The organism is Thiolinea disciformis DSM 14473 (assembly GCF_000371925.1).
GTDB classification, from domain to species: domain Bacteria; phylum Pseudomonadota; class Gammaproteobacteria; order Thiotrichales; family Thiotrichaceae; genus Thiolinea; species Thiolinea disciformis.
Genome location: NZ_AQVE01000014.1, coordinates 1 through 21,051, shown reverse-complemented (window position 1 = coordinate 21,051; position 21,051 = coordinate 1). Strand labels below are relative to the sequence as shown.

The window sequence follows — 21,051 nt, the reverse complement described above, 5'->3', positions numbered from 1 at the left end:
TTTATGAGGCTGCGAACAGTTTATAAATCAACCACAGCACTAATAATAAAACTATTAAACCAAGTACCCGATTGCGCCAACGTCGTACATGGTTTTTTAACTTTACTTGTTTACGGCTGGCTTGGAAATGCTCAATGACTGGCTCGATGCCCTTGTTCTGATCAAAAACTTTGACATAACTAAAAGGTAGAGGATAAATCGTGAGATCAGGGATTTTCTTGACAGCAATATCGAAACTATCCTGATCGACTTGCAATGCCCCTACATGCTGCTCGTCCATCCATTGTTGCAGCAGCGCACGACTCTTTTCATTATTTTTGAAATAAACCGTACTGGTTAAATAGTCATGCGTAAAATAGCCCGATTTATCTGGCGCTTTGAAAATCGCTATATCTTCGTTAAGATTTTCGAATAACGCAGGGTTTTTACGAAAGACGGAATCCGCATCGGTATAGACGATATGATGGTTCGGAAAGTGATTCAGACACTTCAGAATAAACGCCGGTTTAGCGCGTGTATTCTTTTCCCAATACCCTAAGTCCTCGTGCGGATAGATATAATGATTAATGCTCAAATGGACTAATGATTGGTGCAGGCTTTTAATTTCATCGAGGTAGTTTGCTGTGAAATAAGCGCAAACGATATAAGCTTGCCCACCTGCTAGCCATGTGATTTCATGTTGGTAATTATAATCAGACACCGTTATTCCTCAGGGGTCTATTCGCGCCAATCATCCGCTACCCATTGCGTAGGACGTACCGGACGATACCACTTGTGAGTAATACCCACGATGGCCTCGTGTGGTTCAGGATGTCCATGAAAAATCACCACTTTTGCCCCTTCAGGCACACGGGCATCTTGCCAATAACTCAGAGGCCAAGGTTTCATACAGTGATATTTGAAGCTTGGACACCATGCTTCCGGCCAAAACTCCAACTCACCTTTTTCACGAATCGCGGCAGATAAATAAGCCTGCTCATTCCGATACATTTGGCGAATGGCGTCGAATTCACGGCGAAACCGCTCTAATACCTCAACATAACGCCCAACTTCAAAGCGGTAAACCGATGAATTACCAATGAGGCGGCGCCGCAATTTCGTATCACGAATAATCAAAAATTTTCCTGAATGGGTAAAAAGTTCATTAATCGACCCCACAATTACAACATCCAAGTCGAGAAACAAAACATTACCACTTAAACCGCCCAGATCAGCATCCAAGGTACTTAATTTATTCCAGCCACGTTCCGGCGCACCCTTGGGTAAGTGCAATTTGGGCAAATCACAAATACGTACTTCAGGGCGAATAGCCTTGGCATTGTCGGTAAAACAGGTTAATTGGAACGGCAAACTTAGGTTGCGCGCAATCATGCCATATAAGCGATTTACATAATCGGCGCCGTATTTCGTGCCCCATTTCATGCAAATAATATTGACTGGCGTTGCCATTAAGTTGTTTTAGCTCTCGTAGTTGGAATGGCGCAAAAGCATACACCGCCCCACGCTTTAAAGCTATTTTCGCTTGTTAAAGAATAGGCAGGAAGCTTATCAGGGTAACTTGAATTACTGGGGATTGTCCTTACTATTAGCTGCATAAAGCTTATGCATTAAGCATGGCTACTTTGAAGGAGTGAGTAATGAATCAAATCCAAACCGTTAGCGCAAGTCGCTCGCTGGCTTGGTATCAAAGCGCTTGGGACTTGTACAAAGTCGATTGGCTGAGTTGGGGCTTGATGACCTTTGCTTTGGGTATTTCAAGCTTAGTCATAGGCTGGATACCCTTTATAGGTTCAGCCATTTTCGTATTGATTTTGCCGATTATGCAAGCAGGCATGTTGTATGCTGCACAAAAAGCCACTCAGCGACAACGGGTGTCGTTTAGCGATTTATTCGTTGTGTTTCGCGATGAACAAAAACGCAATGCCTTGTTTGTGGTTGGGGCGTTTATGTTGGGTATTGCTTTGCTGGTGTCTCTCTTATTGGGTGGCTCTATGCTGGCAACCAGCAGTGCTGGCCTAGCGGCTTCTGTCAGTGACTTGCCTAAAATTGGTGCAGGTAGCTTTCTTGTCGGGGCGATGGGCTTATTATTTATGACCATGCTGTTCTTATTTGCGCCAGCCTTGGTCTTATTCGATAACTTGCCACCGATTGAAGCCATCAAACAAAGCTTTAGTGCCTCGCTCAAAAACTTTACCCCTATCGCTGCGTTTATGGTGATCTATTTAATCGCAAGCTTCATTGGTGCAATCCCAGCCCTGCTAGGTCTATTGGTGGTGATCCCCGTCAGTAGCTTGGCGCTTTATACCGCTTATAACGAGCTTTTTGATTAAGTTGACTTGGCAACGTGCGGTTTATTCACTGATTACTTATCTGGCTGCCCCCATTCTATGGGGGCGCTTATTTTGGCGTGGACGAAACAATCCCGCTTATCGCCAAGCGTGGTTAGAACGTTTAGGCTTTATTAAAGCGCAAACGCAGCGGCCTTTCATTATGCTTCATATGGTTTCAGTGGGCGAAACCATGGCAGCCCGCCCGCTTATTGAGGCATTGCTTCATACCTACCCCAATTACCCGTTATGGCTCACTTCTACCACACCTACAGGCGCAGCAACGGTAAAACGTTTATTCGGTGAGCGTGTCGCACATTCGTATTTACCTTATGATTGGTTAGGCGCCAATGCGCGTTTTTTAGATCGTATCCCTATTAAGCTGTTAATCATTTTAGAAACCGAATTATGGCCAAACTTATATGCTGCATGTGCTAAACGACACATTCCCTTGCTCTTAGTGAATGCACGTTTATCCGAGCGTTCGGTGCGACGCTATCAAAAAATTCCGAATCTAGTACGTAAAACACTAAGCCATATTACTCTCATCGCAGCACGAGAGACGCAAGATGCTGAACGCTTCAAAGTACTGGGCGCTAACGCCGAACAACTTATTATCACAGGAAATATTAAATTCGATTTGCAATTAGCTGCTGACACCATTCAACAAGTAGCCTCCTTAAAACCACTTGTGAATCAACGTTTTGTCTGGGTGGCAGCCAGTACTCATGCTGGTGAAGACGAGCAAATGTTAGCTGCACATCAACAAGTATTAGCACTGAATCCACAGGCTTTATTAATCCTTGTACCGCGCCATCCTGAACGCTTTGAGTCAGTGGCTCAGCTATGTGCAGAACAAGGTTTTAACCTCATACAGCGCAGTTTGAATGAAAGACCCGATGCACAAACGCAAGTATGGCTTGCTGACAGCATGGGCGAGTTATTGCTGTGGTATGGTTTGGCCGATACCGCTTTTATTGGCGGTAGCCTTGTTCCAGTGGGCGGTCATAATCCTCTAGAAGCCGCACTTTGGGGTATTCCGGTGCTAAGTGGCACACACATTCACAATTTTATGGATATTTATCCCGCCTTAGTCGAAAGCGGCGGTGCAAAGCTAGTTGAATCTGCTCGCCATTTAGCTGATCATTTGGTGTTTTGGGCGGATGCTAAGCTGGCACGCGAACAAGCAGGGCAAGCGGCTCAGCAGTTCTTACAACAACATCAGGGTGTGGTGCAGCAATTAATGCAGATCATCGCAAACTATATTCCAATAAAGTCATCATAAAAATTTCATGGGAAAGACTGTCATGCGAGTCGTAAATCGGGTTAGTCAATCGCTACTATTAGTGTGTTTGGGTGCTGTTTTACTGAGCGCTTGTGAAAAAAAGGAAGCGCCTCCGCCAGCCATTGAAGATAAAAAACAACCCACTAACTCAGCAGCACAAACTAAAGAAGCTGCTATCGCTGCCATGCCGGGCAGAACGCTACACAACACGAATTGTGTTAGTTGCCATGATGCAAAAATTTATACCCGTCCTGAGCATAAAATGAAGGATTTAATGCAGCTTAATGCGCAAGTAACACGCTGTAATGCTAATTTAGCTCAGCCTTTGGGTGAAGCGGATTTAAAACAATTAAGTGATTATATCAATCAAGCTTATTATCAATTTGCTAACTAATCATGACTTATACCGTCATTATTCGTAATACTAACTATCAATTTATAGTTGAAGCACAAGAAAGTATTTTGCAAGCGGCACTGCGGCAAAATATTCCACTACCTTGGGGTTGTGGAGCGGGTTTATGCGGTATGTGCTTAGGGCAAATTATTCAAGGACAGGTTGAATATACCAATGGTATGCCCTTAGCCTTATTTGAAGAAGACGAACAAGCCGGAAGGGGCTTGTTTTGTTGCGCTTATGCGCGGAGTGATTTAATTATTGATCATGCTGAAATAAATAAAAGCTAATCACTTAGCACTTGTTTCCATGGCTTATTATCAATTAATAAATCACGAATCGAAGCATTACCGTATTGATCAATCGATAACTCTAATTTAGCACGTTTGGCTTGCACTAATTGCTCTAATTGCGCCGCTTTCTGCTCAGGAATATAAAAGCGTTCAAATCCTGCATCAAATTGCTTGTCACTATTACAGGTACCCGGCAAATAAAGCGTGCATTGCGCGGGTAATTCATCTTCAGGATAAACCCGTTTTTCTGGCTCTAAACACAATTTGGCATTAATATCGCTACTGGGACAACTATTGCCTTGGGCAATTTCGTAGTTCACCTTGAAAACCAAGTAATGCCCTGACAATAAATCACGTGGATCAAAACCTTCGATAGGAAAAGTAATACGCTTACCTGCCTCACGCTGTTGATGATTCATCCACGCATTGCCGGCTAATACTACAATGGGAAAGACCAAAGCAGCTACTAAGCGCATTCTGGGCGTTTTCATGACGCTAGCCTCTTGCTCCAATTTTGCAAGCGCTCACGACTACTATACCAAAACCATGCTATCCCAATAATCATTAAGCCTGACACGATTAATCCAATTCCTGTTGCTGCTAATCCACCCATGGCTTGGAAGTACAACACCACAAACCGCAAACCAATCAAAAAGGTAATCATATTAAAGGTGCGATGATGCCCGCAATTACCGGCATGAATCGCATAGAGAAACAAAATCAAGGTCGTTAATAAAGGAGCACGAACATCATCCGCCATCCATAAACTCACGGGTTGCACAGCGTCCAAGGCAGCAAAGGTATAACGCGTGTGACCGCTGAATAAAATGTTAGGCTGATAATAGAAAAGTAATAAAACCAAAGCACTAATCAATAAGGCTTTATTTAATAAGCTATAATCGTTGCGCGTCACAATCAAGCCGATGACTAAAGCCGCCACCAGCCAAGAAGGAATATACCACGCAATATTAAAGGTTTGATCATCTCCGCCCGAGCGAATCAAATCGATCGCTATCAAAGCAACCAAACCAGCTACTTCAAACCAGAAATAAAAACTACTGGCAAAATGTGTGATAGGCTTAATGCGCTGGGTCAGTAAATAAAAAAAGGCGGCGGCTAACGGTGCAAAGAGAAATATAGCAGGCATCGCTTGGAAATTTTTGCCCAAGCCCTGATCAGCAAAAGCGATGCAGCTCCACACGAAACCGTGTAAGAATAGACTTACCCAAAAGAAACGCACAAACACATTGCGCGAAAATATTGTCAGCGGAAAGGTAATGACTGACCATAATAATAAACCATGATACCACTGACCATGAATATGATAAATCTGTGCAATAAGGCCAATCGTGGCAAGACATAAAATCAGAAAAATCATAATCAGTGCATCAAACCAATGACCACTGGTTTTGTCATATTGCCAAATAATAGCCGCAGCGGTACTGCCTAAGAGTAGGAAATCGGCGGCCAACTTAACTGAATCGGGAATATTCGCCCAATTCGCAGCAATAAGGGAAATAACGCCTAAGCCAATAATCGCTGAGCCTAGAACTAATAAGCTATAAAGCCACCAATTATTGGGGCTAGCATTATCACCATTTTCAAATGCCAAAATTTCATCGACTTGGTCGGGCGTAATCAGCCCGTTTTGTTCCCAAAGCGCTAATTTTTTATCTATGCCTGCCATAAGCTAACGCGTGCCCAAAATTTTTTAGTCATCATTACTAGCGCAACTCAACCTAGCGCGCTCCCTCACGTTAGCACACACTAAGTCTATTTTCCCTGAATATAGTGCGGTTCTAGTTACTTTAAAGCCTTGTACACTGTTTTATCACCTGCAAGAAAGCGGCAAGCTTAGGAGAAACAATACGATTCTTAGGGTAAATCAACGCTGAGTAGAAAATATAAGGCGTATCATCAACCGCCTGTTGTTTGAGCGTACCTTGCTTTAGCTCTTCTTCCACAACACACTTAGGCACTAAGCCTATGCCCATATTGGCCAATAAACAACGCTTAATCACTTCCACATTTGCAAAAGCTTGGCGCGGGCGCAATTGCAGGCCTTGGCGCCGAAAATGTGCCTCAGCACTTACCCGATACGAGCATCCCGGCTCGGTGGTAATAATCGGATGTTGATTTAAGGCTTCCAAACCGAGGCTTTTTGGCTGATAACGCTCAGGATGACATACATAAATCACATCCTCTTGATATAAAAAAGCCGTGCTCCATTCATCGCTGAGCGTCTCAGTCACGGTAATCGCCGCATCAATATCCACCGTCATTAACGCGCGCGCATAATCAAAAGGCTCGTGCGTAAGCACTATTTCAATCAAGGGTACGGTTTGTTGAAGCGCATCAATCAAAGGCGGCAAGCGATAAATACACATGGAGCTAGGGGCATATAACTTCAAAGTGCCGCTGGGCTGATGCGCAATACTGGTGGCCATCTGCGTAATTTCTTCCGACAGCGCCTGCATAGCATAAAAACTTTGCTGCAATTGTCGCGCTGCCGCACTCGGTACAATGCCACGCCCTGCACTTTCGAATAAAGTCACCCCTAATTCACCAGAGAGCTCGCGAATCTGTGCCGAAATGCTGGAAGGCGCTAAATGCAGCGCCTGCGCGGCACGCTGTACACTACCCAGCTCCATTACTTTTAATACACTACGAATTTGGCGTGGCGTCATTCTGCAAAATTTCCGAACAATTCATGCAAGAATATTCGCTTTTATTAAATTTGTCATTGAATTAAGTTCACGCCTGTGAATTACATTTATCCAAGGAACTGAGTCATGCAACTATTCATCGCCTTTAAAAACTATTCGTCTTGGTCACTACGCCCATGGATTGCTTTGAAAGCCAAGGGTATTGCGTTTGAAGAAACCGTTCTGGAATATTCCGAGCTGGATAATTTTGGTGCACAGCATGAAATTCCACCTAAAGTGCCCGTCTTGATGGATCAAGGTTTGGTGATTTGGGATAGTCTAGCGATTTTGGAATATTTAGCTGAGCAATTCCCTGAACAAGCTTTCTGGCCGAAAGAGAAGGCTTTGCGTGCTTTAGCACGGAGTGCATCGGCTGAAATGCACAGTAGCTTTATGGGTTTGCGTAGCCAATGCTCCATGAACTGCCGCAAAGAAAGGCGGGTGCCGATGACAGTTGAAATAGAAAACGACTTAAAACGCTTAGCGGAAATTTGGCAGGAATTTGGGCAAGCCCAAAACAAACCTACAGGCGCATTTTTATGTGGTGAATTTTCCAATGTCGATGCGATGTATGCTCCTGTTATGTGGCGCGTGCGTAATTATGGCTTAACAGTCTCACCAGCCTTTGATCACTGGGCTAAGGCGATGTATGAATTACCTGCCATGCAAGAATGGTTGGCCGCAGCGAAAGCCGAAGAAACAAAATGGGTTCTACCACAATATGAAGATTAATGATTAGTATGGCGGCGGATATTGATCCTTGTATCAATATCCTTTGCTAGGGCCAACAACGGTTACATCTCATTAGACACCTGACTGCCTGAGGATAAGCTAGTCTACCTCCACCTCAAAAGAAACTATCCCCTGCTCCCCCGCCTGAAGTGTTCCTGTGAAAGACCAACTAATTGCTCCATTATTTACTATTACCTGACATACGCCTAAGCTACTAGGCGTATTCATACACTGAGGAGTGCCAACCAACACAGCAAATTTCGGCACTACATCATATAGTGCTAGGCTGTTTAAACGGCCATTACCAGTGTTATGGTATTGTAAGGTATAGCGCAACACCTCATTCGGCTTGGCTAGACTACCTACGCTATTACGTGTCACATTCCACACCGATTTACTTAATACCAAGTTGCCCGCGCCCTGTAAATCAGCGGATACCGTTGTTAAATCAGTATTAGCTTGTGCCACAGGCGTATTCAGCAAGCTCGCATCACCAAAGAGGAACGAGCTGTGTATACTGACCTGATAGCTTGCCCCACTGGCAACATGGGCAGGACTAATAACTTTTACCAACAAACACACCGTTTCATTCGCTGCCACACTCAAACTCGTGCTTAAAGGCGTATCATTGGTGTCTAAAGTTTGATTGCAATTCACATCGCGATACAACTGACTAGACCAAGATAAAACAGGATCAGCCACGGAGTCCAAGCTCAGGGTCACTTGGCCTGCGGTATAAGCCTGAAAGTGATGTGGGTAGATGCTTACACTATTTGGCTGAATCACAGCACTATTATCAGTGATCAAACTGGGCATACGCACGTCCGCAAAGTTTAGCCCCGTCACCGATTGATTCGCCACTGTTATGGTTAATTGATTTGCACTGCTAGAGAGATACTGATTGGGATCACGAGGGGCAGGCGGACAGGCCGTCGTCAGATTGGTGGTTTCGTAAAGTGTATAATTGCCACTGGTTAACTCATTGAAACGATAACCACCAGTGGCGCTGGTGCGGGTAGATTTACAGCTAGCAGTCGAGACATCGTATAACACCACTACCACATGGCTTAAGCCTGCTTCACTATCATCCAAACCATTCACATTGGCGTCATGAAACACACGCCCGCTAATAGAATGCAATTGGGTATTTGTTAAACCCACACTGGTTAAACGCGTGCCAAAATTATCTGTATCGAGGGTCGGTAAATAGGTGGGGCAAGTTGTACTAGCTGTGCCGCTCGCCGTCGGCTCCCAGCACGCCCCCTGACTCAATTGTCCATTAGGACCCAGGCTTACCGATTGGCCGCGCATCACATTGCTTAAGCTCGCACTGTAAGCTGCATCCCACAGCGTGCTAGGTGCACCACTATTAATCCCGCTCCCCGTCCCAATCGCCACATAATCGACTAAGGCCAAGCCGCTTGCGGTTTGCTCATACAACCATACATCATCGCCGGTATCGTTCAACTTTGGCGCATTACGCAACCATGCTTGAAAACTGGCATAAGCAGCACTCGTGCGAGTGGACTTTTGTCCCACCCAAACCACCGCATAAGCTTTGGGCGGCAGCCATTTAGAACCTTCACAAACCTGCGCACCCATACAATTAAATGTAAAAGGTGCGGTATTGCCCGTAATACTCCCGACTGTACCATCTAAGTCGTTGGTAAATAAATTCCCATCTATTATACGTAATTGTGTCAGATTAATACTGGACGAGCCTGCATTGTATAACTCAATAAACTCGTCATTTTCTGCAATCGTATTGCCTGCCGACTGCCGAGCCAACACCTCATTGACGACCAACTCCCCGCGTAAAGAGGAGAGCGGATAATCCGCCTGTGCGCGGATAGGAAACAAAGCTAGCAATAACAATAGCCCTAGCAGCCATTGAACCAAGCTTAAGCAAAATCTCTTATTGTTATTATTGTGAGTGATAAGCATATCGCTAGCTAAGCTTGCAAACCGAATGACCTAAACTCATGCCCTGATGAGTAATTGTTGACAGTATAAAATGTCTTTGTATTTCTAAGGCAGCTATAAGATTAAAGGTATAAATCAGCTAGTAATTTCAATGAAATTCAATTATTTAAGCATGATCATGTAAAGCCAGAACGGCTGAAAAATCACTCTAAATTTAGCACCTGTTGTACAATGAGCGGTGCAAAAGTCACTACATGCTCAAAACAATCTAATTTAAAACTTGTATCAATACATTCATCCCAAAAAGCATTATGCAGCTTGTCGATTGCATACTCAGAAGTTTCTACTGATTCAGGCTCATCGCCTTGAATGGAAAACCAAGACAAATATAAACACCCCTCTTTTTCTGTCATAAAAATCGTTTCTAGCATCATTTTCTCGCGCTCCAGCGTTTGAATACACTCTGCTTTTCGCTCACGCAATAATTGCATCCATTCTTTGGCGCGTGCTTCTTTGCCTAATTTTATACGGAAGGTATCGAATTCAATTTTCATGTTAGTCTCTCAAAAGGCTTAACGGGGAAGAACTAGGGAAACCTAAAATCTTTCTCTACCCGAATACACCGAAAATCCACCCTTCCGCACCCATCCCACTAAGGTCAATCCGGCTTCTTGAGCATGTTGCAATGCCAAGGAAGTCGGCGCCGACACCGCTGCAATTAACTCAATCCCCGCAAACGCCGCCTTATACACCAACTCATGACTCGCACGACTGGTTAGCAGCAAAAACCCCTGCTGTGTATTGACTTGGTTTTTAAATAAAGCACCTAAGAGTTTATCAAGCGCATTATGTCGCCCCACATCTTCGCGCAAATACTGAATATTGCCTTCTGCATCCGCCCACGCTGCTGCATGCACACCGCCCGTGGTTTGGTGCAAGGTTTGCCAATCGGGGAGTTGGTTTAAGGCACGTTCTAAGGCGTCGGGTTGGATGCGTAATTTTTTACCGATTTTGGGGATGGGGCGAATGGCTTGTTGCAAGGTTTCTTGCCCGCATAAGCCGCAGCCGGTGCGCCCTGCCATTTGCCGCCGCGAGGCTTTGAAACCGTGGAAGGATTCAGCGGCAATGTCGATATAAATTTCCAAGCCTAATTCCGACACCACCACTTCCATATCGCGCAAGTGCTTGGCCTCACGAATCAAGCCTTCAGTGAGGCTAAAGCCCAGTGCAAAATCGGCTAAATCCGCTGGTGTGCCGAGCATGACCGCGTGGGCAATGCCGTTATAAATCAAAGCTAAGGGGACTTCTTCGGCGATGCGATCAGGGCTTTCTTGCCATTCACCGTGGGCGTAACGCTTAGCCACGACTGCTTGGGCAGTGGCTAAGTTATCGGTGTCGAATTCTGACTCGAACTTCATGGCAATAAAGCTTGTTGTTCTGCCTCCATTTGAACAAACTCTTGCTGCCACACCGTCGCCTCTTCACAACGCGAGACTTGCACCGCTGTCACCTTATATTCAGGGCAATTGGTCGCCCAATCGGAATTATCCGTAGTCACTACATTCGCACCCGACTCAGGGAAGTGGAAAGTGGTATACACTACGCCTGGCTGCACGCGATTGGAGATTTCTACGCGCATTCGCGTTTCACCCGCACGGCTGGCAATCAGCACCCAATCCCCCTCATTAATCCCACGATCTTCTGCATCCTGCATATGCATTTCGAGCTTATCTTCCGCGTGCCACACCACATTCTGAGTTCGGCGGGTTTGTGCGCCCACATTGTACTGACTCAAAATGCGCCCTGTGGTCAAAATCAGTGGGAAGCGTGCCGTGATTTTCTCGGTGGTCGGCACATATTCAGTGAGAATAAATTGTCCTAAACCACGGGTGAAGGTTTCGGTATGCATAATCCGATAACCTTCAGGATGCTCGTCATTACACGGCCATTGCAAACTGCCGAACTCATCTAACTTTTCATAAGTCACACCACGGAAAGTGGGTGTCAAAGCAGCAATCTCGGCCATAATTTCCGATGGATGCTGATACTCCATTTTCACCCCTAAAGCATTCGCCAGCAGCATGGTTCCTTCCCAATCCGCTTTGCTGCCTAAGGGTTCCATCACTTTACGCACTCGTGAAATGCGTCGCTCGGCATTGGTGAAAGTGCCATCTTTTTCTAAGAACGACGCGCCAGGTAAGAACACATGCGCATACTTCGCGGTTTCATTAAAGAAAATATCCTGAATCACCAGGCATTCCAGATTCGAGAGTGCCGCTTGAATATGTTTAGTATTCGGATCCGACTGAGCAATGTCCTCCCCTTGGATATACATGCCTTTGAAGGTGCCTGCAATCGCGGCATTCATCATATTTGGAATGCGATAGCCAGGTTCAGGATCAAGCTCAGCTTGCCAATAAGATGCAAATTCATGACGTACTGCATCATTGCTCACATGGCGATAACCGGGCAACTCATGCGGGAAGGAACCCATATCACAAGAACCTTGCACATTGTTCTGCCCACGCAGCGGATTGACCCCTACCCCAGCACGCCCAATATTGCCGGTGAGCATGGCTAAATTCGCAATGCCCATTACAGTAGTCGAACCTTGACTATGTTCGGTCACACCTAAGCCATAATAAATCGCACCATTCGGTGCTGAAGCATATAAACGTGCGGCTCCGCGAATATCATCAGCAGAAACACCCGTAATCTCAGACACGGTTTCAGGGCTATTTTCGGGGCGCAGAATAAACTCGCGCCACTGTGCAAACGCAGGCTGTTCGCAGCGATTGCGTACAAAGTCCTCATCCATTAAACCCTCTGTGACAATCACATGTGCCAAGGCATTAATCATGGCGACATTGGTACCGGGCTTAAGGGCTAAGTGATACGCTGCATCAATATGCGGAGCGCGGACAATCTCAATCTCACGTGGGTCAATCACAATAAGTTTGGCACCTTGGCGCAAACGCTTTTTCAACAGTGAACCAAACACCGGATGACCTTCGGTTGGATTCGCCCCCATGACAATAATCACATCGGCGTGCATCACCGATTCAAAATCTTGTGTACCAGCAGACTCACCCAAAGTTTGCTTTAAACCATAACCGGTCGGTGAATGGCAGACACGTGCACAAGTATCGACATTATTATTGCCGAATGCCGTGCGTACTAGTTTTTGTACTAGCCATGTTTCTTCATTGGTGCAACGTGAAGAGGTGATGCCACCGACGGATTTACGCCCATATTTGGCTTGGATACGCTTGAACTCACTCGCCGCATAATTCACTGCTTCATCCCAATTCACTTCCTGCCAAGCGTCATGAATCGACTTACGAATCATCGGTTTTGTCACCCGATCAGGATGGGTCGCATAACCCCATGCAAAGCGCCCTTTCACACAGGCATGACCTGCATTAGCGCCACCTTGTTTATTCGGCACCATGCGCACCACTTGCTGACCCTTCACTTCCGCATGGAAAGAACAACCTACCCCGCAATACGCGCAAGTGGTAGTCACCGAACGCTCGGCTTGCCCCATTTGAATCAGTGTTTTTTCGCTTAAAGTCGCTGTTGGGCAGGCATTCACACAAGCACCACAAGAGACACATTCCGAGCCTAAGAAACTTTCATCCGCACCAGCCGCCACTTTAGAAGCAAAACCGCGCCCACTAATGGTTAGCACAAACGTCCCCTGCACTTCCTCACAAGCCCGCACACAACGCGAACAGACAATGCATTTGCTGGGTTCAAAAGTAAAATACGGATTCGATTCATCTTTTGGCTGAGCATGTTGAGCGTCAAAATGATTCTCCCCTGCCATGCCATAACGTACTTCGCGCAAGCCAACCACACCGGCCATATCCTGCAATTCACAGTTCCCATTCGCGGTGCAGGTCAAGCAATCGAGCGGGTGATCGGAGATATATAACTCCATCACGCCTTTGCGAATCTCAGCGAGTTTCGGTGATTGCGTGACAATCTTCATCCCTGCTTCAACAGGTGTAGTGCAAGAGGCCGGATAGCCGCGTCGCCCTTCGACTTGTACTAAACAAAGCCGACACGAACCGAAGGAATTGAGTTGCTCAGTCGCGCATAATTTCGGGATTTTGATCCCTGCTTCCGCTGCGGCGCGAATAATGGTGGTTCCCGCAGGTGCACTGATCGTTTGACCATCGATAGTGAAACTCACGCGCTCGGTGGAAGTACTTGCAGGTGTTCCTAAATCAAGACTGGATTGGCAATGGCAAGACATAATGAATCCTCACACCTTAGGCACGGCAGTGATGCCGAAATCAGCCGGAAAATATTTTAAAGCACTCAATACGGGAAAGGGCGTCATCCCACCCATGGCACACAGCGAGCCATTGATCATGGTGTCGCATAAATCTTTGAGTAACTCAACATTAGCGTCACGGTTTTCACCGTTGCGAATACGCTCAATCACTTCAACCCCACGCACCGAACCAATCCGACACGGCGTGCACTTACCGCAAGATTCTTCGACACAAAACTCCATCGCAAATTGCGCCATCTGTGCCATATCGACCGATTCATCAAAGGCCACTACGCCACCGTGCCCAATCATAAACTCTTCTTTAGCAAAGGCTTCATAATCGAGTGGTAAATGGAATTGTTCCGCCGGCAGATAAGCACCCAATGGCCCACCGACTTGCACCGCACGAATCGGTTTGCCAGAACGACTACCACCGCCAAACTCATATAAAAGCTCATATAGGCTTAAGCCAAACGCCTTTTCCACCAAGCCGCCCTGCTTAATATTGCCAGCCAATTGGAAAGCTAAAGTTCCGCGCGAACGTCCCATGCCATAATTCGCATAGAATTCAGCACCTTTCGCTAAAATCACCGGCACACTCGCTAGTGATACCACATTATTTACTACAGTCGGTTTGCCGAATAAACCTTGAATCGCAGGCAACGGTGGTTTAGCACGCACTTGACCGCGCTTGCCTTCTAAACTTTCTAAGAGTGAAGTTTCTTCACCGCAGATATAAGCCCCTGCCCCTAAACGCACTTCTAGCTCGAAACTTTTGCCAGAATTAAGAATATTCGCGCCGAGAAAACCGGCGGCTTTGGCATTGGCAATAGCAGTTTTCAGCGTATTAAACGCACGCGGATATTCAGAGCGCAGATAGATATAGCCTTGTGTTGCCCCGACCGCCACACCTGCAATAATCATCCCTTCAATTAAACAGAATGGATCACCTTCCATGAGCATACGATCAGAAAAAGTCCCCGAGTCGCCTTCATCCGCATTGCAGACTATATACTTCTGCTCACTTTCTGCTTTTAGTACTGTTTGCCATTTAATTCCGGTCGGAAAAGCCGCGCCACCACGCCCACGTAAGCCCGAGGCAGTGACAGCAGCGACAATATCCGCTTGTGTCAAACTCAAGGCATTCCGTAAACCAACCCAGCCACCATGTGCGGCATAATCTGATACTGAAAGCGGGTCAATCACCCCAACACGCGCAAATGTCAGGCGCTCTTGTTTTTTTAAGAAAGGAATTTCTTCGGTCAGGCCGAGTTTCAGAGGATGATCACCCGCTTGGAAAAACTGCGCTTCAAACAAACTAGCCACATCACTAACCCGCACAGGGCCATAAGCGATCCGCCCTTGTGCAGTTTCAACCTCGACCATTGGTTCTAGCCAAAATAAACCGCGTGAACCATTACGCACTAATTCTATTGCTAAGCCTTGAGCTTGGGCTTGTTGACTGATGGCAGCAGCGACTTTATCAGCACCAATTGATACGGCTGTGGTATCACAGGGCACATAAACTTTATAAGTCATGCTGCACCGCCTTGACGTAATTCAGCAATCAACGCATCCAATTGCGCCGCATCCATTCGCCCTTGTATTTCATCGTCTACCCGTACTGAAGGCGAGCAAGCACAATTTCCCAAACAGTACACCGGCTCAAGAGTAATCGCGCCATCAGTGGTAGTTTGGTGGTAATCAATGCCTAAACTGGCTTTAGCGTGTGCTTCCAGCTCACGGCTACCCATGGCTTGGCAGGATTCAGCCCGACAAATTTGCAAGCTATGTTTACCCGCAGGTGTGGTGCGGAAATGATGATAAAAGCTAATTACCCCGTGCACTTCAGCCCGCGACAGATTTAAACCCTGCGCAATTAGCGGAATAGCTTGTTCGGGAATATAAGAAAACTCAGCTTGAATCGCGTGTAGCAAAGGCAACAAAGCCCCCGCTTGCTCACAGTGACGATCAATTAAAATTTGGATGGTGGCAGTATTCATGGTGCATCCTGATTATTTTACAAGCGAGGTAAAGCAACCTAGAGCATTATAGTGGGTGGTTCTCCTCACTTTGCGAGCTTAAAACAAGTACTTTGTTTGATAAAGCAGAAAATTCAGAAGAAGTGTTCGGATTTGGTGAACACATTGATGCGCTAGTTTTGTCTTGCTGCGCCAGTTAAAGTCTTAGAAAAACTCACGCCAATACCCAATAAAGGCTTTTAAACTAGCGGATTGTTTTCGACTGGGATAATACAAAAACAAATTAAAATTTTGGTCGCAGTATTCGTTGAGGACAGCCACCAGACTACCTTGTGCTAAGTCCGCTTCAACTTGCGCTTTAAATAAATAAGCCAAACCTAAACCTTGGCGAGCGGCTGCTATTAGCATTACAGCATCATTACTTGCAAAACGTCCTTGCACGGCTATTTCTATAAGTTTCCCTGCGTCCATTAATTCCCAATGGTAATATTCGCCATTGCTAAACCGCCAACGTAAACATTGATGCTGGGTTAAATCGTGCGGGATTTGGGGCGTACCGTGTTGTTGTAAGTAGGAAGGCGCCGCCACCATGACCATAGGTAGGTTTTGGATCAAGGGAATAGCAATCATGTCTTGTTGCAGTCTTTCTTCAAACCGAATCCCTGCATCAAACCCTGCGGCTACGATATCAATTAATGCATCTTCACAGACTATTTCTAGTTGAATATCAGGATATTGCTGTAGAAAAAGCGCCAGATGGGGCGCAAGAATAAACTGGGCAACATTGGCTGGTACATTTAGCCGTAAAGTCCCGCGTGGCGTCGCACGAAACGTATTTAAGCCATCCAAGGCCTGATCTATCTGCTCTAAAGCTGGTTGGACTTGCGCCAATAAGGCTTGCCCTGCTTCCGTTAGAGACACACTGCGGGTCGTTCGTTGTAATAAACGAATGCCTAACTGTTCTTCCAAATGGCGCAGGGTATGGCTTAATGCGGAAGCCGATACTTCAAGCTCTAAAGCCGCGCGGCGAAAGCTTTTGAGACGTGCAACGGTACGAAACGCAACCAGATCATTCAGGGCAGGACGGGGCATTCGTGAATTTTTCTCAGCAATTCATCTAGGATTATGCAGATTATCAAACAATCGCTTTAGCTGCATACTCTCTCTTCGTTCAAGTTGAGAAAAACTCATGCAGACTGATTTATTGGATTTAAGCGAAACCGTAGCAATGGTAACAGGCGCTTCGTCTGGCATTGGTGAAGCATCTGCTCAAGCATTAGAGCGCAAGCCGGTTGCAAGGTCGTGGTTGCAGCACGGCGGCAACCTGAGAAGCAGTAGTGAGTGCTATTCAAGCCGCTGGTGGTGAAGCCTTGTTTGTGCCAACCGATGTCTTACAGGAAGCCTCGATTGCTAATCTAGTACAAACCACACTGGAGCACTATGGGCACTTAGATATTGCATTTAATAATGCGGGCACAGAAGGCGTGAGCCGAGCATTTATTGATAATACGAACGACGATTACGCGCTGACTATGAATACCAATATACGTGGCGTTTGGTGGTGTATGCAGCACCAATTACGCGCGATGGTCAAACAAGGTCGTGGTTGCATTATTAATAATGCCTCGATTGTCACGCAATCTGCTTTTGCACAAACCGCTTTATATACCGCCAGCAAACAGGCTGTTTTAGGTTTAACCCGTGTCGCTGCCTTGGAATATAGTCCGCATAGTATACGGGTTAATGCCGTTTCCCCGGGCGTAACCCAAACGCCTATGTTGCACCGCTTAATGGGCGACGCTGCCCCTGATTTTATGCAAACCACTGCCGCCCATCGAACGGGTACACCCGCTGAAATTACCGCCATAGTGGTGTTTTTAGCTAGCAAGGGCGCATCCTATGTGAATGGGCAAAATTTCACAGTGGATGGTGGTTATACCTTGGGATGAGCCATGCCAAAGATAAATCTACAATACGTTGCTTATTTTATTGCTAGGATTGGCGAGCATTAAATCCTAGTATTTTACTAAGGTTAACGGGCAAATCCTGATAATTTCACTACAATAAAATTATTGAAACATTGATACGTTCAAGGAGTGCCCCTAATGCTTGGCGAAATCTATGATCTCCCCACCTTGTTCAAACAATTGGGTTTACCCAACGACGAAGCATCAATTGAACAATTTATTCAAACACATCAAGTGCCGCGTGGTGTGCATTTGAGCGAAGCCGATTTTTGGACAGAATCACAATCGAAAGCGTTGTGCCAAGGCTGGGCGACCAATGCTAACTGGGCGGGTGTCATTGAAGAGTTAAATGTACGACTGCATGAGGATGCGTAGGATTAATAAGCTATAAATAATTCGGTGCAACTTTTTTCTTAGTTACCCACTTTGATAAGGCGTGGCTCTAGGCAGAAAATGGATTAACCAGCATTAACCCACAATTCTCAAAATCCTTACTATTATGGGTGGCCAAAGTGAAACGATTGAACCGTGCAATCGCTGCGATTTGTCCATCAGGTACACTCATTGGCACGCCTAAACTACGTCGATACGCCATAATATCCGCATAATGATGCGCGACTTCGGTTGTGAAATCCAAAACCCGCTCTGCAAAACCTTGTGCAATAAACCAAGCAAATTTTTGCTGCAATAGACGCCGCCTTTGTCCCTCTAGCAATACCCATAAACCATACTCAATTTCAGCTATCGTAATAACCGAAATATAGATATCCAAAGGTTCTTGGGCATTCAGCCATTCAATAACCGTGGTTTGTGGCTCAGGGCGCATCAATTCAGAAACAATATTAGTGTCTAGTAAAATCATACTAAAAACTCAAAGGCACATGCGCGCTATGCTGGGGTAACTCCAATTCAATCCCTGATTCTTTGCCAAATAATTGACAAGCCAAATCCCCCAAACGCACGGAACTGCTCACGGCTTGACGCAGAATACGACGCGCCTCCTCTTCCATTGACACATTGTGCCGTGCAGCGTGTACCCGCAATCCTTATAAAGTAGCGTCATCTAAACGTCGAATACTTAAGTTTCCCATGATTCACCTTTCACTATTCATAGACTCCTGAAATGATAGCAAACGCACGCAATGCCAGCATTTTTTAAAAATGCTAGCAAGCTGGAAAAATCCCCCTCAAAGCAAGGCCCCACCCACCCCTATATTAATTCATACGCCATGCGCACTAGCAGGTGCTCAGTAACATCTCTAGGAATAGACTTAGCTCATGAATTTAAAGGTTCCAGTTTAATAGGCAAGTTTTTCTCGGGACGCAGCGATACATTAAACACGGCTTTCATACCGTCAAAGCTCATAGGTTCTGTCAGCGTGAGGTTAAAACGTTGTAATAGCATAGAAGCAATCACTACCATTTCCGTCGTCGCTAAATGCTGCCCTAAACAGACCCGTGTACCAATCCCAAAAGGCATATAACTACCGCGTGGTGGTGTGGTTTTGCCATCAAAGCGTTCAGGCATAAAACGCTTGGGATTTTCAAACCACTCTGCGTCCTGCTGCATTAAGTACAGGGGCACTATAAACAGCGTGCGTGCTGGAAATTGCCAATTGCCCAGTTGAATTGCTTGAGTGGAGCGGCGTGTTAATAGTGTGGGTGCAGCGGGATATAAGCGCATGGTTTCTTTTAAGGTTTGCTGCAAATAATTTAATTGTCCCAGCGTTTCAGCCGTAGGGGCTGATTGTCCTAACACTTGAGCAATTTCTTCACGCGCTTGCATTTGTGCCTGTGGATGGGTTGCCATACACCAGAGCCACCAACGCAAAGTCACCGCCGTCGTTTCATGCCCCGCAAGAAACAGTGTCATACATTCATCGGCGACACTGGTTAATGACCAAGCGGTCGGGTCTTGTTGATGTAAATGCAACAATTGTGACAATAAATCAGGTGACCAATTTGCATCGTCTAAGGCTAAACGTGCTTGAATATGTTGGTCAATCCATTGGCGTAAATAATTTAAAGCCCGCCGCTTTTCCCATTTCCACGGTAACCAATGGGGTACTTTCATGGGCACATAAAACTCTGCATTGGCGTGCATGAGTAGGGTGTGTACTGCCTGCGGCGCTTTAGTCATTTCCTCACCCGTTAATGCGTTAGAAAAGAGTAGGCGCGTAATAATATCCATCGTCAACGCCGTTAACAGGGTTTCGACGGGCTTGGCTGACGTCGTATACGACTGCACTGCTTGCTCCGTAGCGGCTACGATTTGCGGAATAAACTGTTGCAAGTTTTTTTGCGTAAAACTAGGCTGTAAAGCTTCGCGTTTTTGCTTCCACGTTTGACCCTCGGTGGTAAGCACACTGTGCCCATCGAATTGGCTAAAGACCTGTATCGCATGTTCCCAACGAATAAGTGCCTGATGATGAGTGACTAATAATTCACGTGCTAAAGCCGGATCCGCTACAATGATTTCATGTTCAGGCCAAATATCCAGATGGATAACATTACCATATTGCTGTTGCCACAACTGAAAACTACCCAAAAAATCGCGGCGCAATTGACTTAATAAACTCCAGCCAAGTAAGCGCCTTTTTGGACCAGCAGGCCAGCCTGTATTGAGAGCAGTAGCCGTTTCTGAAACAGTATGTACAGGGCATTTAGGCTTATTCATGGAATTATTCTAATGGGTTAAATGCGGCAATCATACAGCAATAATCTTGGGTATAATGGACAGTCTATGTAAAACTAAGGTTATTAGTTTAGAGAGGCGTTTATTCTTTAAGCGCGAACTGATAAGTCAAATCACTCAAACGCAGGGGGCTTCTTAGTGCTTGACGCAAAATACGACGTACCTCCTCATATAATCCACTGCGCAAAATGTATCGGACAAAATCCCATTGAAACGTTAGGTCGTGATTTAAGGGAGTTGAAAACGCTTTGATGGAGCTTTATCGTTAAAGGCATTTGATCTGAGGAAGAGGTGTGTATGGCCACCGTACCAGTCGACTGCCGCTACTGTCAAAGTGCATCGATTTACAAACACGGCTATGCGCGTAGTGGTGAACCGCGTTACCGCTGCCGTGATTGCCAACGTAGTTTTCAACTTTACTATCATAATGTGGGCAACCGCGACGGTATTCCCGAAAAAATTGTTG

The 21,051-nt window shown here is 45.9% G+C and carries 24 protein-coding genes; 9 read left to right on the top strand and 15 right to left on the bottom strand.

Translation table 11 applies throughout. The features are described from left to right. Position 1: 1 nt before the first annotated feature. Both A3IE_RS0111580 and A3IE_RS0111575 read right to left on the bottom strand, forming a co-directional pair. The gene (locus A3IE_RS0111580) at positions 2-700 is read right to left on the bottom strand and encodes a putative nucleotide-diphospho-sugar transferase (protein ID WP_020395789.1); all 699 of its coding nucleotides are present in this window, start codon (positions 698-700) and stop codon (positions 2-4) included. A 17-nt stretch (positions 701-717) separates the two neighbouring features. Next, a complete protein-coding gene (locus A3IE_RS0111575; protein WP_020395788.1) occupies positions 718-1,449 on the bottom strand; it encodes a hypothetical protein in 732 nt (243 codons plus the stop codon). Positions 1,450-1,637: 188 nt separating this feature from the next. On the opposite strand from A3IE_RS0111575, the gene A3IE_RS0111570 reads away from it, so the two are divergent. From A3IE_RS0111570 to A3IE_RS0111555, 4 genes are read left to right on the top strand one after another with little or no spacing between them, the layout of a single operon-like run. Further along, positions 1,638-2,330 (top strand): BPSS1780 family membrane protein, encoded by a 693-nt coding sequence (locus A3IE_RS0111570; RefSeq protein WP_020395787.1) that lies wholly within the window; start codon positions 1,638-1,640, stop codon positions 2,328-2,330. Beyond that, on the top strand, positions 2,323-3,612 hold the full coding sequence (gene waaA / locus A3IE_RS0111565) for a lipid IV(A) 3-deoxy-D-manno-octulosonic acid transferase (RefSeq protein WP_020395786.1): 1,290 nt from the start codon (positions 2,323-2,325) through the stop codon (positions 3,610-3,612). Before A3IE_RS0111570 ends, waaA begins: the two co-directional genes overlap by 8 nt. Before the next feature lie 22 nt (positions 3,613-3,634). Next, complete coding sequence (locus A3IE_RS20515) at positions 3,635-4,006, top strand: hypothetical protein (RefSeq protein ID WP_020395785.1); 372 nt, start codon at positions 3,635-3,637, stop codon at positions 4,004-4,006. Between the two features lie 2 nt (positions 4,007-4,008). Continuing rightward, positions 4,009-4,296: a 2Fe-2S iron-sulfur cluster-binding protein gene (locus A3IE_RS0111555; protein WP_020395784.1), complete on the top strand. Its 288-nt coding sequence runs from the start codon at positions 4,009-4,011 to the stop codon at positions 4,294-4,296. Here the strand turns inward: A3IE_RS0111555 and A3IE_RS22090 are convergent. From A3IE_RS22090 to A3IE_RS0111540, 3 genes are all read right to left on the bottom strand, one after another. Beyond that, a complete protein-coding gene (locus A3IE_RS22090; RefSeq protein ID WP_020395783.1) occupies positions 4,293-4,790 on the bottom strand; it encodes a GDYXXLXY domain-containing protein in 498 nt (165 codons plus the stop codon). The two genes, A3IE_RS0111555 and A3IE_RS22090, sit on opposite strands and share 4 nt — an antisense overlap. Continuing rightward, entirely contained in the window at positions 4,787-5,986 is a 1,200-nt protein-coding gene (locus A3IE_RS0111545; RefSeq protein ID WP_020395782.1) for a DUF2157 domain-containing protein, read from the bottom strand. Before A3IE_RS0111545 ends, A3IE_RS22090 begins: the two co-directional genes overlap by 4 nt. A gap of 121 nt (positions 5,987-6,107) precedes the next feature. Continuing rightward, positions 6,108-6,986 carry a LysR family transcriptional regulator gene (locus A3IE_RS0111540; RefSeq protein WP_020395781.1) on the bottom strand — a complete coding sequence of 293 codons (879 nt, stop codon included), beginning with the start codon at positions 6,984-6,986 and terminating at the stop codon, positions 6,108-6,110. Between the two features lie 105 nt (positions 6,987-7,091). Between A3IE_RS0111540 and A3IE_RS0111535 the strand changes: the two genes are divergently transcribed. Then, a complete protein-coding gene (locus A3IE_RS0111535) occupies positions 7,092-7,736 on the top strand; it encodes a glutathione S-transferase (protein ID WP_020395780.1) in 645 nt (214 codons plus the stop codon). A gap of 99 nt (positions 7,737-7,835) precedes the next feature. Here the strand turns inward: A3IE_RS0111535 and A3IE_RS0111530 are convergent, their stop codons facing one another. From A3IE_RS0111530 to A3IE_RS0111500, 7 genes are all read right to left on the bottom strand, one after another. After that, the gene (locus A3IE_RS0111530; protein ID WP_169333058.1) at positions 7,836-9,605 is read right to left on the bottom strand and encodes a lamin tail domain-containing protein; all 1,770 of its coding nucleotides are present in this window, start codon (positions 9,603-9,605) and stop codon (positions 7,836-7,838) included. A gap of 257 nt (positions 9,606-9,862) precedes the next feature. Next, positions 9,863-10,213 (bottom strand): DUF6176 family protein, encoded by a 351-nt coding sequence (locus tag A3IE_RS0111525; protein ID WP_020395778.1) that lies wholly within the window; start codon positions 10,211-10,213, stop codon positions 9,863-9,865. Positions 10,214-10,255: 42 nt separating this feature from the next. Continuing rightward, the gene (gene fdhD / locus A3IE_RS0111520) at positions 10,256-11,077 is read right to left on the bottom strand and encodes a formate dehydrogenase accessory sulfurtransferase FdhD (protein ID WP_020395777.1); all 822 of its coding nucleotides are present in this window, start codon (positions 11,075-11,077) and stop codon (positions 10,256-10,258) included. Continuing rightward, complete coding sequence (gene fdhF, locus A3IE_RS0111515) at positions 11,074-13,920, bottom strand: formate dehydrogenase subunit alpha (RefSeq protein ID WP_020395776.1); 2,847 nt, start codon at positions 13,918-13,920, stop codon at positions 11,074-11,076. The genes fdhD and fdhF overlap by 4 nt, the downstream gene beginning before the upstream one ends. A 9-nt stretch (positions 13,921-13,929) precedes the next feature. Beyond that, positions 13,930-15,480 carry a formate dehydrogenase beta subunit gene (locus tag A3IE_RS0111510; protein ID WP_020395775.1) on the bottom strand — a complete coding sequence of 517 codons (1,551 nt, stop codon included), beginning with the start codon at positions 15,478-15,480 and terminating at the stop codon, positions 13,930-13,932. Further along, a complete protein-coding gene (locus A3IE_RS0111505) occupies positions 15,477-15,944 on the bottom strand; it encodes a formate dehydrogenase subunit gamma (protein ID WP_020395774.1) in 468 nt (155 codons plus the stop codon). Before A3IE_RS0111505 ends, A3IE_RS0111510 begins: the two co-directional genes overlap by 4 nt. Positions 15,945-16,127: 183 nt before the next feature. Further along, positions 16,128-17,015 carry a LysR family transcriptional regulator gene (locus A3IE_RS0111500; protein WP_020395773.1) on the bottom strand — a complete coding sequence of 296 codons (888 nt, stop codon included), beginning with the start codon at positions 17,013-17,015 and terminating at the stop codon, positions 16,128-16,130. Positions 17,016-17,112: 97 nt separating this feature from the next. Between A3IE_RS0111500 and A3IE_RS22720 the strand changes: the two genes are divergently transcribed. From A3IE_RS22720 to A3IE_RS0111490, 3 genes are all read left to right on the top strand, one after another. Next, a complete protein-coding gene (locus A3IE_RS22720) occupies positions 17,113-17,289 on the top strand; it encodes a hypothetical protein (protein WP_157832868.1) in 177 nt (58 codons plus the stop codon). Then, a complete protein-coding gene (locus A3IE_RS21655; protein WP_020395772.1) occupies positions 17,261-17,872 on the top strand; it encodes an SDR family oxidoreductase in 612 nt (203 codons plus the stop codon). Before A3IE_RS22720 ends, A3IE_RS21655 begins: the two co-directional genes overlap by 29 nt. A gap of 156 nt (positions 17,873-18,028) precedes the next feature. Continuing rightward, complete coding sequence (locus A3IE_RS0111490; protein ID WP_020395771.1) at positions 18,029-18,265, top strand: DUF2789 family protein; 237 nt, start codon at positions 18,029-18,031, stop codon at positions 18,263-18,265. A 67-nt stretch (positions 18,266-18,332) separates the two neighbouring features. On the opposite strand, the gene A3IE_RS0111485 is transcribed toward A3IE_RS0111490, so the two are convergent. The 3 genes from A3IE_RS0111485 to A3IE_RS0111475 all read right to left on the bottom strand — a co-directional run bounded on the left by A3IE_RS0111485 (position 18,333) and on the right by A3IE_RS0111475 (position 20,567). Further along, the gene (locus A3IE_RS0111485) at positions 18,333-18,752 is read right to left on the bottom strand and encodes a type II toxin-antitoxin system VapC family toxin (protein WP_020395770.1); all 420 of its coding nucleotides are present in this window, start codon (positions 18,750-18,752) and stop codon (positions 18,333-18,335) included. Between the two features lies 1 nt (position 18,753). Next, positions 18,754-18,933 carry a FitA-like ribbon-helix-helix domain-containing protein gene (locus A3IE_RS21650; RefSeq protein WP_425425138.1) on the bottom strand — a complete coding sequence of 60 codons (180 nt, stop codon included), beginning with the start codon at positions 18,931-18,933 and terminating at the stop codon, positions 18,754-18,756. A 233-nt stretch (positions 18,934-19,166) separates the two neighbouring features. Continuing rightward, on the bottom strand, positions 19,167-20,567 hold the full coding sequence (locus A3IE_RS0111475) for a cytochrome P450 (protein WP_020395768.1): 1,401 nt from the start codon (positions 20,565-20,567) through the stop codon (positions 19,167-19,169). A 315-nt stretch (positions 20,568-20,882) separates the two neighbouring features. Between A3IE_RS0111475 and A3IE_RS23400 the strand changes: the two genes are divergently transcribed. After that, the coding region (locus A3IE_RS23400) for an IS1/IS1595 family N-terminal zinc-binding domain-containing protein (protein ID WP_020395767.1) at positions 20,883-21,051 on the top strand (169 nt) is incomplete at its 3' end.